We start from the raw sequence: 14,919 nt of genomic DNA, 5'->3' as shown, positions 1-14,919 counted from the left end.
GCAGCTTCTTCTTTATATAGGGAACCTTTTATCCATGCAGAGCAGGTGCCGAGGTAGTGTGACCAGACTGCTCCAGCTCACGAACGACGATTCGGACGAGCAAGAGACCACATACCCCCAAGCCTGCAAACAAGAGCGCCATCGCGTACGAGGGGAGAATTGCACCCAGGCTGATTCCAATCGCACCACTCAACTTGGCTCCTTGCAGAACGAGGCCATTGACGGCCATATACGAGCTGCGGGCATCGTCGCGAACAATCTCGGCCAGATAGGTTTGACGCGTCGGGATGTGCATCAGCTCCCCTACGGTTGCCAGGAACATGGTGAGAATAATGACCCAAAGCGTATTGCTGTAGGTCGTGATCGCATAGCCGCCAATATAGAGCAGTGCGCCCAGATACATGGCAGTCGCAGGGCGTGCCTTGCCGATCAACCGAGTGACGAATAAGGACAACCCTACAACGAGCAACGTATTTTCCAATTGGATGAGGCTGAATACCTTGATGCCTGTGATCTGGATAGAAAACCAGTCAAACAGATGCAGCGTTTGTGGAATAAATTCCTGGGACAGACGGACAGCGATGTAGTTGGAGGTTTGAAATTCTAGGGCAAAGATGAAGAGGCCTCCCAGCGAATAAAGCAAAAATCGGCGATCCCTCAACACCTGCCTGTAGCTGACCACCAGATCAGAAAGTAGCCTGCTGCCCTTGGGTAGCTCGCGCTGTGAGCAGGATGGCTGATAGGATTCCTGCATGAAGAATTGGGTAAGCGCCCATGTAAATACACCGATTAACGTGAGGATCAGCAGCAATTCAAAGCGATGGGTGGCGAAATACAGTCCGCCAAAGACAGAGCCGATGGCAATCGACAGGTTGGATGCCCAGTAACTGATGCTGTACATGAAGGTCCGATTTTCTTTGGTGCTGACATCGATCAGCATGGCGTCAGCAGCAGGGTTGATCAAGCCATTGCTCGCACTCTGTACAAGCATCATGGCAAATGTCAGCCAGGCAGAGTCCAGGAGTGGCGAGTTGGCGAGCGCCATGATTGAGAACGCGCCACATTGAATCAATTGCCCGTAAACCAACACCTTTTTTCTTCCCCAGCGATCGGCGATATACCCGCCGTAAAAGCTCGTCAGAATCTGCGCAATGATCGACATAAATAATAGAAAACCCGCCAAAGCCTGCCCGAGCTTGTCGGAAAAATAAATCGCCATAAACGGAAAGATCATCGTACCCACCACTCGGGTCAAAAAAGAAGTGACAATGCGGATGCGGATATTGGGATGCAGTTGAAAAAAGCCCATGTGCATTTCTCCTTTCTCTTTGGTATCATTTTTACGGAATAAAAGAGGAAGAAAAAGTGTAAGTTCACATGAGTAATTTCATCTTTTAAAAGGGCGGATCAGGAAAATGAAAAGCCACGAGCATTTCATGCAAATGTTATTGGGTCTTACCGATTGGGAGCGCGGACATGAGCAGGTTGTTGGGATTGAAGAGTTGTCCCAGCTGCTTTGCTGTACTCCCCGCAACGTGAAATTGATTCTGCGTAAGTGGGAAAAAGAGGGCTTGCTCAGGTGGAAGGCAGGCGTGGGGCGCGGTAACCATTCCACACTCACGATTTTGTGCGATACCACTGATTTTTTGATCGCACATTTTCGACGCTTGCTGACGGATGGAAAAGTGGGAGAAGCCATCGAATTGATCAGCCATCAACGTCTGCCCGCACAAGCCAAACGAATGCTCCAGGATGTATGGAACAATCAGTTTGGTTTCATTGCAGAAGAGACAGAGCAGGTGAGTACGGACGTACTGCGGATTCCAAGATCCCGAGCATTCAGTACGCTGGACCCGATCTTCGTTGCGGTAGCGGCTGAGAGCCATTTTGTCCAGCAAATCTGTCATCGGTTGATCGAATTTGACGTGGAGAAACAGCAATTCATTCCTCAACTCGCTCACGCTTGGGAGTGCAATGAGGAGATGGACACCTGGACCTTTTACCTGCGAAAAGGGGTTCGCTTTCATCACGGCCGTCTGCTTACAGTCAAGGATGTTGTCTATACCGTGGAACGGTTGCAACAGCAGGACTCGCCCTATCGCTGGCAGATGGAGGATGTGGTCCGAATGGAGCAGCATCATGACAGGAAAATCACTTTTCACCTGAGCCAGCCCAACGGTTTTTTTCTACATCTGGCAGGTTCGATTGCGATGTCCATCCTGCCGCATGATGTCCCTTTCTCGGAACGCTCCATGATCGGTACAGGACCGTTTCGGATGGCCGAATTTACCAGTGAGAGACTGGTTCTGGAAGCCTTTGAAGACTACTACCGGGAGAGAGCCTTATTGGATCGCGTGGAGATTTGGATAGTACCCGAATCGTCCTATCCCCACAAACGGTATCTGCTTCCCGAAGAAATCGGTTCATCTGCCAGTTCGTTGGGCAGGAGAGAAGGTGTGGAGTATCAGGAGGTAGGCTGTTATTACCTGGGCTTCAATTTCCGGCGTCCGGGTGTTCAGCATGACTATGCTTTTCGCAAGGCCATGCGTCTGATGATGGATCGCAAACAGTTTATAGCAGATAATCAGGCGCACCAGGAAAAGGAATACTCACCGGCAAGCAGCTTTTTGCCGGAGAAGAGCAAGACCATGAACTTTGCATCGACCTCATTGGAGGATGCCGCAGCCTGGCTGAAAAAGAGCGCCTATCAAGGAGAGATGCTCACCTTTTTTGTCAGCGAGGGCTATACGCATATGCTGGAGGCTAGATGGGTGCAGGAACGTTGTCGACAGATCGGTCTGCAGATCAAGATTGAAGTATTAAGAAAGGAAGAGTACCTGTCTCCAACCAATCGGATGGTTGAGGAGGCCGATATGGTGATGATGGGGGAAGTTCTGCAAAGAGATGTTGAATTGGGCTTATTCGAGGTCTATAAGAATACCTGCACGATGGTCCACCGCTTTATGGGTGATGAACAACGGGATTTTGTCGAGCGGAGCTTGTCCCAAGTGCTTCGCCTGCCAGATCGAGAGAAACGGATGCAGGCACTTGCCCTGATCGAGGATAAAATGAACGAAGAGCTGTGGCTTTTGTTTCATGTCCATATCAAGCGAACGGACAATGTTCATCCTGCCCTGCAAGGTGTGACGATGGACTCCTTTGGATGGGGGGACTTTGCGAAAATGTGGGTAAAATGACCTGATTTTCTCCGATTCCCCATTCGTTACCAGTCTGTAACCCTTTCCCGCAAGCTTTTCTTTATCATAGTGGAGATTGCAGGGAAAAGGAGGCGTTTATCTTGCGCAAAAGCTTAAAAACTGGAATGTCTGTACTGCTGGCAACATCTGTACTTGCCAGTCCAATCGTAGTGTTGCCCCAAGCCGCGTATGCTCTTGAAATTGAAGATGTATCGGCTGACGATACGGATACCGAAGAAGAAACTGAATATACGTTTGAATTTGAAATTGAAAAAGCACTCTCGTCCGGCGATGAAATCACCGTAAGATTCCCTTCTGGGTTTACAGTGGACAAGAATCTGAGAACGCGGGACGTATCCCTGGAAAATGATGACGGGGATGAAATTGAGATCGACGATGTAAGCGTAAGTGGTCGTAATGTGACGATCGAGCTGGGTGAAAGGATCAGCAAGAACACTGTACTGGTTCTGACCATCGACTACGTCACCAATCCGAAGAGCAAAGGCGATTACGATATCACCATCGTCACTTCGAGTGAGTCCAAAGGCGATACCGAAGAAATCACGATTGGAAAGTCGTCGAGTAGCAGTAGTAGCAGCAGCCGTTTTGACGTGTCCCTCGGCAAAACAACAGCTGGAGACAACACATCCGTAACACTCGGACAATTCAATCTAAGCTCCGCCCTAAAAGAAGGCAAATACATCTACGTGACCATGCCGGCCAAGGATATGCTGCCGAAGAGCATCAGTCGCTCGGATGTGAAAGTGAATGGAGAAAGAGCGGAGAGCGTATCCATATCAAGCAACACGATTCTGAGAATTGAAATCCCAGAAGATGTAGACGGCGACAAAAAGCTGAAGCTGGAGTTCTCCTCTTCTGCTGGCATCGAGAACCCGTCTTCCGCTGGCAAATCTTACACGTATGAAGTAGAGTACGACAAAAAGACATACAGATCGGAAACCTTTGAGATCAAGGATTCTTCCTCCTCTTCCAGCTCCTCCGCAACGTTTGATGTCGCGCTGTCCGACCGCAGTGCCGGAGCACGCACAAGCTATACGATGGATCTGGATCTATCCACCAAGCTCTATTCGGGTACAGATATCTCGGTAGAATTCCCGAGCATCGAGATGGTTCCGCCGGTCATTTCCAGCTACAACGTAACCGTGAATGGAGATCAGGTATCCGGCCTTGCTGTAAATGGAAACAGAGTCTCCTTCCGCACGCCAAGCGGTTTTTCCAGCACGAACTCTCTTACCATCAAATTTGCTCATGAAGCGTACCTGATCAACCCGCGTACAGCAGGTTCTTACGAAATGGTCGTCAAGGTGGATGGCAAAACCTATCGCTCCAAAAAGTTCGAGGTAGGTAATGCTAGCGTAGTTCCACCAGCGGTAGTGGACAACACGACTGCAACCATCGCACTGACCAGAGCGACCGCTTCTACGCCTGCTGGTCTGCAAGTAGGAATCAAGGGATTGGGCCTGCCGTTAACCAAAGGAAAAGACTTCATTGAGGTCGTCATGCCTGCCGGTTTCCGCGTACCTGCTTACATCCCGCAAAATGCTGTGACGGTGAATGGCGTGGCAGCCAATTACGTTGGCGTACGTGGACAAAACCTGGTCATCTTCCCAGCACAGGATATTCCGGCAAAGACAGCTGTAAATGTGAATGTTCTGGAGTCTGCAAGTATTGTGAATCCAGCGACGACCGGTGTGTACAGCATTTCGGTATACACCTCTGAGGAGCAAGGGTTGCTGTTTGCGCGTCCCATTAACATCGTGGCTCTGAATGGAGTAGGATTTAAAGCAAATGTGGCGTCCTTTACGAAAGACGGCAAGACGACTGCATTGGCGGTGGCACCGTATACGGTCAATGGACATACGCTGATGCCAGCTTCCTTCTACCGCGATGGACTGGGTCTGTCTGTGACTTGGAACAACACATCAGCTCGCATCGTAAGCGGAAATACCACCATGCAGTTTAAAGTAGGCTCCAATGTGGCGACTGTGAACAATCAAAACATTACATTGCCTACTGCCGTTCAACTGAAAAACAACATCCCGACGATTCCGCTGCGCTTTGTCATGGATCGTTCCGGCTATCAAATCGTGTATGTCAATGGAAACTACATTGTGTATAAATAATCGACAAAGGCAGTACTAAAGCTGCGGCCCGCAGGATGAACGCTTGTACCAAGTGCTCATCTCGCGGGTCTTTTCCTTTCTTTTTTGCAAATGAAAATCATAAAAGGACATCCCCTCCCATACGATGGTACAAGAAGGGTACGTTTAGGGGGGAGTTATCATGAACGAGCACATAAAACGACCTCGGCACGAAGTCGTGATGATCAATCGACGCAGTTTGGCGATTTCAGGAGTAAAAAACGTCGAAAGCTTTGACAGCGAGGAATTCCTCTTGGAGACGGAAGGCGGCTTTTTAACCATACGTGGCCAAAATCTGCACATGAAAAATTTAAGCCTAGAAACCGGAGAAGTGGCTATCGAGGGTCTCGTACACGAGATGGCCTATCTGGAGCAAGGACAGGTCGGGGATCGTTCGAGAGGATTCTTCGGCAAGCTGTTCAAGTGAGTATCGGTGTTCAGCTTCAGACGGTGATGGCCATGTTGACGTGTGGAGCATTGATGGGAATGGGGTTTGACACGTATCACGTTTTCAAGGGCAGAAGCAGGATGCCTGGTTGGATCGTATTTATTTTCGATCTCTTGTTTTGGGTCGGGAGTATGGCCCTAGTCTTCTTGATTTTAGTCAAAGTAAACGACGGACTCATCCGTTTCCCTATCTTTTTTGCCGTGATTATAGGCGCGTGGATGTATTTTTTACTAGGTAGTAAGAAGTATATTCATTTCCTGAACCGCATGATAAAATTTTCACAGTGGTTATATCGTACCACTGTACTTGTGATCGACACGATTGTAGTGCGGCCCATTCTGTTTTTCTATCGAGTGATCCTGATGCTGCTCGTGTTTCTCTATTCGGTGTTGCTGGCCATCATAGGTTTTGTGTGGAAGGTGACGCGATTTGTCACATCACCTTTTGCCAGATGGGGTCAACATTTGGGGAAAAAAATGTTCGGCAAAACAACAGGATTTTGGAAGAATTGGAAGAATTGGTTTCACTCGAAGAAAAAGCAGGATTAAGAAGTTCTGAGGTGAGCAAAGTGAGCAAAGCAGTTTCCTCTCCATCAAACAGAAAAGGACAGAAGCGTAGGATTCGGCTGTTTTTCTTTGTGATCCTATGTTGCTTCATCTGGACTGGCTATACGTTGTACCTCCAAAGCGGGGTGCTTGCCCAGAAGAAGTCAGAGTTGGAGACGCTGCAGCAGGAGACAGCAGTGCTTCAGCAAAAGCGGGAGGAGCTTACATACGAGGCGAGTCGGTTGAACGATCAGGATTACCTGGCCGAGCTGGCACGCAAACGTATTTACTTTACAAAACCAGGGGAAAGCATATACGTGATTCCAGAAGAATAGAGTGTGCATCGGATCTTCAAGCAGAGGGAGGCTTTCCAGCTCATGGGAGTCGAGATCGGGAGCAAACTTGAAGGAAAAGTGACGGGTATCACGAAATTCGGCGCATTTGTGGAACTGCCAGGGGGAGCAACCGGTCTGGTTCACATTAGCGAAATCGCAGACACGTTCGTCAAAGACATTCACCAGTTTCTGAAGGTAGGGGACGTGGTGACAGTCAAAGTGCTAAGTCTGCGTGAAGGAAAAATTGGTTTGTCGATCAAAAAAGCCAAGGAACAGGAGCGTCCTCCGCGCAGTCCGCGGGAGCGTGGAGAGGGCTTTGAAGATAAGCTGAACCGGTTTCTAAAAGAGAGCGAAGAACGTCAGTCAACGCGCAAAAAAAATACGGAGAAGCGAGGACGTCACCGTTAATAAATCTAAAAATTTTGACTTTTCTTTCTTTATAGATTATGTATTTTCTCTAATAAACGAGGAAGGTCATTTGATGGAAATGACGAATAGGTAATATAAGCCCGTTTCGCTAAGCGCGAATCACCTGTCAGCCGACGTTGTCCGCCATAACGTCGGCTTTTTTCTATTCTGAGATAGGAAGGCCTCAACCTCTTTCCCGTGTCTGCCAAGACCAGAGTCGCGCGCAAAGAGGTTTTTTCGTGCTTTCATGTCCAAACATGTCAATGTTTTTGTCGCACGATTCTAGGAATACGACTTGGTATTTTGACAAATTTTACATAACCCCCTTCGTATAATGAGAAAACCGAAATGAACAAGAACGGGGTGGTGCGCAAATGATCGCAAACAAGAATGTATCAGGAACGGGTCAGGTATGGACTCGTCAAGTATCCGAACAAGTGAATACAACAGCAACTACGTGGACTGAAAAAGTGGCCCAAACCGTACAGAAGTGGAATGTGCTTCCCTTGTTGATGGGATTTTTGTTGGGTCGTGCGTTGATCCTAGAAGAATTGACGCCGTTTGTCATTCCGTATTTTATGGTCATGTTCTACTTGCGTCGTGATTGTATGATGGCCACGGGGCTTGCCCTGATCGCAGGTGCGTTCACGCAATCCGTGCCAGTGGGTCTGCAGGCGACACTCGGTATCGTGCTGGCGTTGATTGCCTGCAAGCTAAGCGAGCGATTCAGGCAAAAGGACTTTTCCCGAACTCCCTTGCTCGTGATGGTGACCGTATTTATCAGCCATTTGCTCTATCAGGTGCTGACTAATCAGGTCAATACCTTTGAATTGGTGATGGTCGGGGTTGAAGCCGTACTGGGTTTTGTGCTGACCCTGATTTTCATCCAATCGCTGTCGATCATCTATATGGCCAAGCCTTATGAACCGCTGAAGACCGAGGAAATTGTCTCATTGGTTATTCTGCTGGCCTCTTTGATGACGGGCACAGTGGATTGGGTTATAGAAGGAATCTCGATGGAACACGTCTTGTCGCGGTACCTGTTGCTCCTCTTTGCATTCGTCGGTGGCGGCACGGTTGGGGCTGCAGTCGGTGTGGTGACCGGCCTCATTCTCAGTCTCGCGAATGTAGGAGCCTTGCAGCAGATCAATCTGCTTGCTTTCTCCGGGCTGTTGGCTGGGTTGCTGAAGGAAGGCGGAAAAGTCGGCGTATCGGCGGGGCTGCTGATCGGTACTGCGATTTTAGCTATATACGGAGGGGCAGAGGAAACCCTCTATCTTTCACTGGTAGAAACGTCACTGGCGATCGTCCTATTCATCCTGACGCCAGCAGTCCTATGGAAAAAAGTCGCCCGCTTTATTCCGGGCACTCCGGAAAATCAGCAGTCTCATCAGGAGTACATGCGCAGGGTGCGCGATGTGACGGCGGGGAAAATTCAGCAGTTCTCAGATCTGTTTACGCAGCTGTCACACAGCTTTGCCCAAACAGCTGATCCGGAGGAAACCGAAGAGCAGGCTGATGCTTTTCTCAGCAGAGTCACCGAGTTCACCTGCCAGAAGTGCTTTAAGAAGGAGCAGTGCTGGGAGAAGGACATGCAATCAACCTACGAGGGGATGCGTTGGCTGGCGGAAAAAGTACATGAAAACGGCACGCTGGCGGGGGTTACGCCACCTCGGGATTGGGAGCGCAAATGCGTCAAGACAGACAAGGTGTTCACTGTCATGGAGCAGGAATACGACCGTCAGCAATCGTTTGAGCTATTGAAAAAACAAGTGAAGGAGAGCCGCAAGCTGGTGGCAGATCAGCTTTCGGGTGTCTCCCGGGTGATGAGCGATTTTGCCCAGGAGATCCAGCGTGAAGGCATGGAGCTGAGCTTTCAGGAGAAACAGGTATCGAAGGCGCTGGAAGGGTTGGGACTCTCTGTGCGCCGCGTGGATATACACAGCTTGGAGGAAGGAAAGGTAGATATCGAGATCAGCCAGCCATCCTGCTACGGACGAGATGAATGCGCCAAAATTGTGGCCCCGATGCTGACAGAGATTCTGGGTGAGAACATCATCGTCCGGGAGCGGCATTGCGAAGCGCAGAAAGATGGTTCCTGCACGATGTGCCTGGCTTCAGCCAAAACGTTTGAAATCGACATAGGCATCGCTGGTGCGGCAAAGGATGGGAAGCTGCTTTCTGGAGACAGCTTCCGCACGATGGATCTGGGCAATGGCAAGATGGCCTTGGCAATCAGTGATGGCATGGGCAATGGTGAACGCGCTTTCCTCGAGAGCCAGTCCGCATTGGACATGCTGCAGCAGCTGCTGCGCTCCGGTATTGACGAGAAGCTCTCGATCAAGACCGTCAATTCGGTCCTTGCCCTTCGTTCTACGGACGAGATGTTCGCTACGGTGGACTTGGCCCTGATCGACCTGCAGACGGCGCATACACGCTTTGTGAAGATCGGTTCGACGCCCAGCTTTGTAAAGCGCGGACCGGATGTAATCACCATTACCGCGAACAATTTGCCGGTAGGGATCTTGGAGGAAATCGAGGTGGATGTCGTATCCCGCATGCTAAAGCCGGGAGATCTACTGATCATGATGTCGGATGGCATTTATGAGGCGCCGCGCCATATCGAAAATCGGCAGGCATGGATGAAGCGAATCATCGCAGAGCTGGAGACAGACAACCCCCAGGAGGTGGCGGACCTGCTTTTGGAAAAGGTCATCCGGCAGCATTCCGGACAGATCGTAGACGACATGACCGTGCTTGTGGCGCGCATCGATCGTTTTGTGCCACAATGGTCGGCTATCCAGGTTCACGGCATGCAAAAGCTGGAACGACCGAGGATTGTGAGTTAGGAAGGTATGTTTTCCCTTCTGCGCGTCGATACTGTTGCTAAAACAGGCAGAATGGGGAGATTATTTGTGAAAGAAGCGACACTTCGACAGATTCTGGTTGTAACAGATGGCTGCTCCAATTCCGGTATGAGTCCGGTGGCAGCTGCAGCGCTGGCGAGAGAACAGGGAATCACGGTGAATGTGATTGGCGTTATTGACAAAAGTGAGCTTGGTGAAAAGGGGGAAACGGAGATCCGCGACATTGCGGAAGCAGGGGGCGGATTATGTGATATCGTCTATCCGCAGCAGTTGGCCCAAACGGTGCAGATGCTGACGCGCAAAGCGATGACCCGAACGATTCATCAGGTCGTAAATAAAGAATTGCAAGAAATCCTCGGTGATTCAGGAATCGAAGAACTAGCGCCTTCCAAACGCGTACAGGTAGCCGGAATGGTGGACGAACTGGGCGAGAAAAGCAATCTGAATGTCGTGATGCTGGTGGATACCTCGGGGAGTATGAAGCCGAAAATATCCGCTGTACAGCAAGCCATTCACGATTTCAGCATCAGCCTTCGTTCGCGGAGTGGGCAAAGCCGTATGGCGGTCTGCTCATTTCCTGGGAAACATCAGCATCTCGATGTGCGAATTCCTTGGACGGATAAAGTCGAGCAGGCGCACCAGCTAACACCTGATTTGGCGATGAGCGGAATCACACCTACAGGCCCAGCGATTGTCGAAGCAATCACTTTATTCGAACACATCAAACTCCCTCAAGCACTATCTGAGCGTTATCGCGAGTCGAATGTTGAAGACGGTGAAGGAGATTTGCGTGACCATGTCTTTTAAAGTGGCCACACCCGACCTGCCCCGCCAATTTCATGGGAAGTGGAACAAAAACGTTTACCACGTTCTGCGGGAGTTGGGGCGTGGTGCAAACGGGGCTGTCTATTTGACCACACAAGGTGGCGTCAAGAGAGCGGTCAAGGTTGGTTTCGAGGGCATGGATATATTGATGGAAGTAAATGTGTTAAAAAGCTTGCAACAGGGGCGGGATTCCCGAGTGGGACCGCTCCTGTGTGACGTAGACGATCTCGTTTTAAACGGAAGACCGTGTACTTTTTACGCCATGGAGTACCTGGATGGCGATCAGCTGGATGACTATATCCAAAAGGCAGGGGTGGAGTGGGTTCCTGTACTGATCGTTCAGCTTTTGGCCCGCCTTGACATCCTTCATAAGCATGGTTGGACCTTTGGCGATTTGAAGCCAGAGAACGTGATCGTCACCCGCCAGGACAAGCAGGTAAGTCTGATCGACTTTGGTGGAGTGACCAAGCTCGGCAACGCTGTCCGCCAGTTTACGGAAGAGTATGACCGCGCTTATTGGCATGCCGGAGACAGACGTTCCGAGGTCAGCTACGATCTGTTTTCGACAGCAGTCATGATGGTCAGGCTCGTCGTGGATTCACAGACTTGGCACATGAGCTTGGGCGAACCGCGTCAGACCCAGATACTCTGTGATATAATACGAAAAAGTGACAGCTTGTACCCCTATCGAGTGCCTTTGATCAAGGCATTTCACGGGAAATATGCCACTGCCCATGAGATGAGGGCAGAAATGCTGGCTATTTTGCGTGAATCGACAGTAGCACCTGCTTCCCCAGCACCGACAAAGCAACAAGGATCGGGTACAGGAGGCAAGTGGATCAGCAGTTTGTTCGTTGCATCGATGCTGCTGCTGGCTGGCACACTTTACTATGCATGGTTTTTATGAAGGGTGTGACGATGAGTGTCCGCAGATTTGGTGATGGATACATGTCTGTTGGCAGGGACCATGATTTTGAAAAGCGGGGGAGAGACTTATCGAACGGAAGAGACGATGACTCGTATCGCGCAAGCGGCAGGGATGGACGACGTGAACAGCTCTGCTACGCCGACGAGTGTGATTCTTTCGTTTCGCTGCCAAGGACAGGACCATACACGCATGGTTCGCACTCCCAAGCGGACGACCAACCTGAACAAGATTACGTTGGTCAATGATGTTTCCCGACGTTTTGTCAGCGGAGGCATTACGTTGTCTGAAGCATATCGTACACTTCGCGAGATTGATCAAAAGAAGCCGGTCTATCCGAAGTGGATGCAGCATATGGCAGCCGCTACTGCCAGCGGCGCCTTTTCCATGCTGGCTGGAGGCACTTGGCTGGATCTTGGCCCTAGCGCCCTAGCCGGATTGACTGTGAATCTGAGCATGGAATATTTCGAAAGGTTTGTTCACATGAAATTTTTCACCGAGTTTTCAGCCGCCCTCTTGGGTGGTCTTGTTGCCTTATTATTTGTCACCTTTTTTCCTCAGCTGCACATGAGCATTCTGATCATTGGTGCCATGCTTCCTTTATTTCCAGGTATCGCGATCACAAATTCACTTCGCGATCTGATGGCGGGTGATTTGGTCGCTGGTGTATCGCGTGGAGTGGAGGCGATGCTGACTGCTGTCTCCGTAGCGGTGGCCACTGCGATTATTCTCTGGTTTATGAGGTGAGTACGATGTTAATAAAAGGATTGGCACTTAGCTTGATCTCTTCTACTGCCTGGTGCATTTTGTTTAATGTCCCAGTTCGGACGATTTTGGCAGGTGGTATGGCAGGAATGGTCGGATGGCTGGTCTTCTCGTTTCTCCCTATGCTTGGGGCAGAGGTGTTGCTCTCTACGCTGGTGTCAGCATCCGTCGTGTCGTTGCTGAGTCAGCTCCTTTCCGTCCTGCTTCGTGTACCTTCGACCAACTTCAGTGTAGCAGGCGTCATCCCCCTTGTTCCTGGATCGTTGGCTTACAAATCCATGCTTGCCTTTGTCAATAATGATTATGTGGGAGGCATCACGCTGGCTACACAAACCTTGCTGGTAGCAGGGGCGATTGCTTCGGGCTTGATATTTGGGATCTCGGTCCTGACGATCTGGAAAGGAGCCCGTTATGCTGGAAAGCGTACACAACGAGATTGAACAACACGCATTGCTCCTCCCAGGTGAGACGATTGTGACCGGATTGTCGGGGGGGAATGATTCGACAGCTCTCCTGCATATCTTGGTGACACTAAATCAAAACTATCAATACGGCTGGAAGCTGCATGCGGTTCATTTGAATCACGGCTTTCGAGGTGAAGAGGCCCGACAAGACGCTTTGTTTGCTGAAGAATTGTGTCATCAGCTGGGCGTTGCCTTTCATCTTTTTGAACGCGATGTCCCGGCTTACATGGAGGAGACGGGGATGGGCGCTCAGGAGGCGAGTCGAGAGCTCCGTTATCGCCTGTATCGGGAGGTTGCGGAGAAGGTCCACGCGACCAAAGTGGCGCTGGCCCACCATGCGGATGACCAGGTGGAGACGATCTTGTTTCGCATGATTCGCGGAACGCGGCTTCACGGACTTGCAGGCATGCCCAAAAAGCGTCCGATGGAAAGAACGAATCATGTCGAGCTAATCCGTCCTCTTTTGCATAAAACGAGGAAAGAACTGGAACGATATTGTCGGGATCATGGCTTGCAGCCACGAGAAGACAGCAGCAACCAATCCAGAAAGTACAAGCGAAACCTGCTTCGGTTGGAGGTCATGCCTCTTTTGGAGGAGGTCAACAGTCGTTACAGGGAGCATATTCTTCAGGCAGCCGAGGCGATTCGACAAGACGAATCGCTGCTGGAACGACTCGCCAAGGAACAGCTGAAACAGTTGATAATCGGGCAAAATTCGAATTGGATTGGAATCGACAACGACAAGTTTCAAAGTTGTGACGTTGCTTTACAAAGGAGAATGATTACTCTAATATTAAGTTATCTCTCAAAGCAAACCGAGTGGTCTTCGCAGCATGTGGAGACCGTTTTGTACATGTCAAGGGGGACGCGTCCTTCTTCGGAGCTGCATTTGCCTAAAAACCTAGTGGTAAAAAGGGTTTATGGACAAATTCATTTTCGGTGTAATGGACGTACAGAGGACATACATACTTATTGTTATAAGCTCGCTGTTCCGGGGGTTACTTGGATAGCGGAAGGAAAGGCTGCTGTACATACGTCTTACCTGAATGGTCCAGTGGACTGGAAGCTGCTTTTAGACAATGAAGCGATTTTTGATGCGGATTGTCTGCCTGATACGCTATATGTGCGCAACCGAAAACCGGGTGATCGTCTCTCGATGATGGGCTTTCAATCGGAGAAAAAGCTGAAAGAGCTGTTGATCGATGCCAAGGTTCCAAGAGACTGGCGCGACAAACTCCCTCTTTTGACTGCCGAAGATCAGGTTATTTGGGTGCCGGGTGTGCGTCGTTCCGCCGTAGCGCCGATACGAGAACAGACTAGGCGTTTTTTGCACGTGCGGGTAGAGTTTGGAGAAGATTGGCGGGAGGTTTTTGAATGAATCAAGACATCGAGAAGATTTTGCTTTCTGAGGAGCAGATCGCGGAAAAGGTAAAAGAACTGGGTGCAACACTGGCAGCAGAATACAGAGATAAAAACCCTCTGGTCATCTGCGTATTGAAAGGTGCCGTTGTATTCATGGCTGACCTGATCCGTCATATGGATATTCCATGTGAAATGGACTTTATGGCAGTTTCCAGCTACGGAAGCGGTACAGAGTCCTCGGGTATGGTAAAAATCCTGAAGGACCTGGATACCTCTGTGCAAAACAGGCATGTACTGGTTGTAGAAGACATCATGGACAGCGGTTTGACCTTGAGCCGACTGGTTGAGCTTTTGCGTCATCGCGAAGCGGCGTCAGTGAAAGTAGTTACACTGCTGAACAAGCCGGAGCGTCGCAAGGTGGATATCTCTCCGGATTACAGCGGCTACGATATTCCTGACGAATTCGTGGTGGGGTACGGTCTGGACTACTCCGAAAAGTATCGGAATCTGCCGTTCATTGGTGTGCTGAAGCCTGAGGTTTACACCAAGTAGCTTTGTTGTGAAGACCTTGCTTAATATGGTAAAATGTCAAAAGTGTCTGTTCGTGAGAGGAGGT

14 protein-coding genes are annotated in these 14,919 nt (G+C 50.0%); 13 read left to right on the top strand and 1 reads right to left on the bottom strand.

Annotated features, from left to right (window positions below; genetic code table 11):
- Positions 1-28 precede the first annotated feature (28 nt).
- Complete coding sequence (locus tag EDM52_RS00180; protein ID WP_122907028.1) at positions 29-1,309, bottom strand: MDR family MFS transporter; 1,281 nt, start codon at positions 1,307-1,309, stop codon at positions 29-31.
- A gap of 127 nt (positions 1,310-1,436) precedes the next feature.
- Between EDM52_RS00180 and EDM52_RS00175 the strand changes: the two genes are divergently transcribed.
- The 13 genes from EDM52_RS00175 (at position 1,437) to hpt (ending at position 14,855) form a co-directional block, all read left to right on the top strand.
- A complete protein-coding gene (locus EDM52_RS00175) occupies positions 1,437-3,197 on the top strand; it encodes an SgrR family transcriptional regulator (RefSeq protein WP_245996391.1) in 1,761 nt (586 codons plus the stop codon).
- Between the two features lie 101 nt (positions 3,198-3,298).
- Positions 3,299-5,341 (top strand): copper amine oxidase N-terminal domain-containing protein, encoded by a 2,043-nt coding sequence (locus EDM52_RS00170; RefSeq protein ID WP_122907026.1) that lies wholly within the window; start codon positions 3,299-3,301, stop codon positions 5,339-5,341.
- A 160-nt stretch (positions 5,342-5,501) separates the two neighbouring features.
- Positions 5,502-5,786, top strand: a complete 285-nt coding sequence (gene yabP, locus EDM52_RS00165) for a sporulation protein YabP (RefSeq protein WP_023558893.1) — start codon at positions 5,502-5,504, stop codon at positions 5,784-5,786.
- Positions 5,783-6,355, top strand: a complete 573-nt coding sequence (gene yabQ / locus EDM52_RS00160) for a spore cortex biosynthesis protein YabQ (RefSeq protein ID WP_122907025.1) — start codon at positions 5,783-5,785, stop codon at positions 6,353-6,355. Before yabP ends, yabQ begins: the two co-directional genes overlap by 4 nt.
- 89 nt (positions 6,356-6,444) lie before the next feature.
- On the top strand, positions 6,445-6,687 hold the full coding sequence (locus tag EDM52_RS24420) for an FtsB family cell division protein (RefSeq protein ID WP_245996390.1): 243 nt from the start codon (positions 6,445-6,447) through the stop codon (positions 6,685-6,687).
- Between the two features lie 42 nt (positions 6,688-6,729).
- A complete protein-coding gene (locus tag EDM52_RS24415; protein ID WP_183184730.1) occupies positions 6,730-7,095 on the top strand; it encodes a S1 RNA-binding domain-containing protein in 366 nt (121 codons plus the stop codon).
- Between the two features lie 374 nt (positions 7,096-7,469).
- Positions 7,470-9,944, top strand: coding sequence for a stage II sporulation protein E (spoIIE, locus tag EDM52_RS00150; RefSeq protein ID WP_122907024.1), 2,475 nt, complete (start codon positions 7,470-7,472; stop codon positions 9,942-9,944).
- A 66-nt stretch (positions 9,945-10,010) separates the two neighbouring features.
- Positions 10,011-10,769: a vWA domain-containing protein gene (locus tag EDM52_RS00145; protein ID WP_122907023.1), complete on the top strand. Its 759-nt coding sequence runs from the start codon at positions 10,011-10,013 to the stop codon at positions 10,767-10,769.
- Positions 10,759-11,694, top strand: a complete 936-nt coding sequence (locus EDM52_RS00140) for a serine/threonine protein kinase (protein WP_122907022.1) — start codon at positions 10,759-10,761, stop codon at positions 11,692-11,694. The genes EDM52_RS00145 and EDM52_RS00140 overlap by 11 nt, the downstream gene beginning before the upstream one ends.
- Before the next feature lie 15 nt (positions 11,695-11,709).
- Entirely contained in the window at positions 11,710-12,459 is a 750-nt protein-coding gene (locus EDM52_RS00135; protein WP_122907021.1) for a threonine/serine exporter family protein, read from the top strand.
- Between the two features lie 5 nt (positions 12,460-12,464).
- A complete protein-coding gene (locus EDM52_RS00130) occupies positions 12,465-12,917 on the top strand; it encodes a threonine/serine exporter family protein (RefSeq protein ID WP_122907020.1) in 453 nt (150 codons plus the stop codon).
- The gene (gene tilS, locus EDM52_RS00125; RefSeq protein ID WP_122907019.1) at positions 12,889-14,319 is read left to right on the top strand and encodes a tRNA lysidine(34) synthetase TilS; all 1,431 of its coding nucleotides are present in this window, start codon (positions 12,889-12,891) and stop codon (positions 14,317-14,319) included. The genes EDM52_RS00130 and tilS overlap by 29 nt, the downstream gene beginning before the upstream one ends.
- On the top strand, positions 14,316-14,855 hold the full coding sequence (hpt, locus tag EDM52_RS00120) for a hypoxanthine phosphoribosyltransferase (RefSeq protein WP_122907018.1): 540 nt from the start codon (positions 14,316-14,318) through the stop codon (positions 14,853-14,855). The genes tilS and hpt overlap by 4 nt, the downstream gene beginning before the upstream one ends.
- Positions 14,856-14,919: the final 64 nt, after the last annotated feature.

The sequence above is a fragment of the Brevibacillus invocatus genome, from assembly GCF_003710915.1.
In the GTDB taxonomy this organism is placed as follows: domain Bacteria; phylum Bacillota; class Bacilli; order Brevibacillales; family Brevibacillaceae; genus Brevibacillus; species Brevibacillus invocatus.
The sequence above is the reverse complement of the archived record's forward strand: the minus strand, read 5'-3'. Positions and strand labels throughout refer to the sequence as shown.

Bases quoted from the DNA above. Each gene is read 5' to 3' on its own strand.
- tilS (WP_122907019.1), top strand. From the start codon at position 12,889: ATGCTGGAAAGCGTACACAACGAGATTGAACAACACGCATTGCTCCTC.
- hpt (WP_122907018.1), top strand. From the start codon at position 14,316: ATGAATCAAGACATCGAGAAGATTTTGCTTTCTGAGGAGCAGATCGCG.
- EDM52_RS00140 (WP_122907022.1), top strand. From the start codon at position 10,759: ATGTCTTTTAAAGTGGCCACACCCGACCTGCCCCGCCAATTTCATGGG.
- EDM52_RS00175 (WP_245996391.1), top strand. From the start codon at position 1,437: ATGCAAATGTTATTGGGTCTTACCGATTGGGAGCGCGGACATGAGCAG.
- EDM52_RS00180 (WP_122907028.1), bottom strand. From the start codon at position 1,309: ATGGGCTTTTTTCAACTGCATCCCAATATCCGCATCCGCATTGTCACT.
- yabP (WP_023558893.1), top strand. From the start codon at position 5,502: ATGAACGAGCACATAAAACGACCTCGGCACGAAGTCGTGATGATCAAT.
- spoIIE (WP_122907024.1), top strand. From the start codon at position 7,470: ATGATCGCAAACAAGAATGTATCAGGAACGGGTCAGGTATGGACTCGT.
- EDM52_RS24415 (WP_183184730.1), top strand. From the start codon at position 6,730: ATGGGAGTCGAGATCGGGAGCAAACTTGAAGGAAAAGTGACGGGTATC.
- EDM52_RS00130 (WP_122907020.1), top strand. From the start codon at position 12,465: ATGTTAATAAAAGGATTGGCACTTAGCTTGATCTCTTCTACTGCCTGG.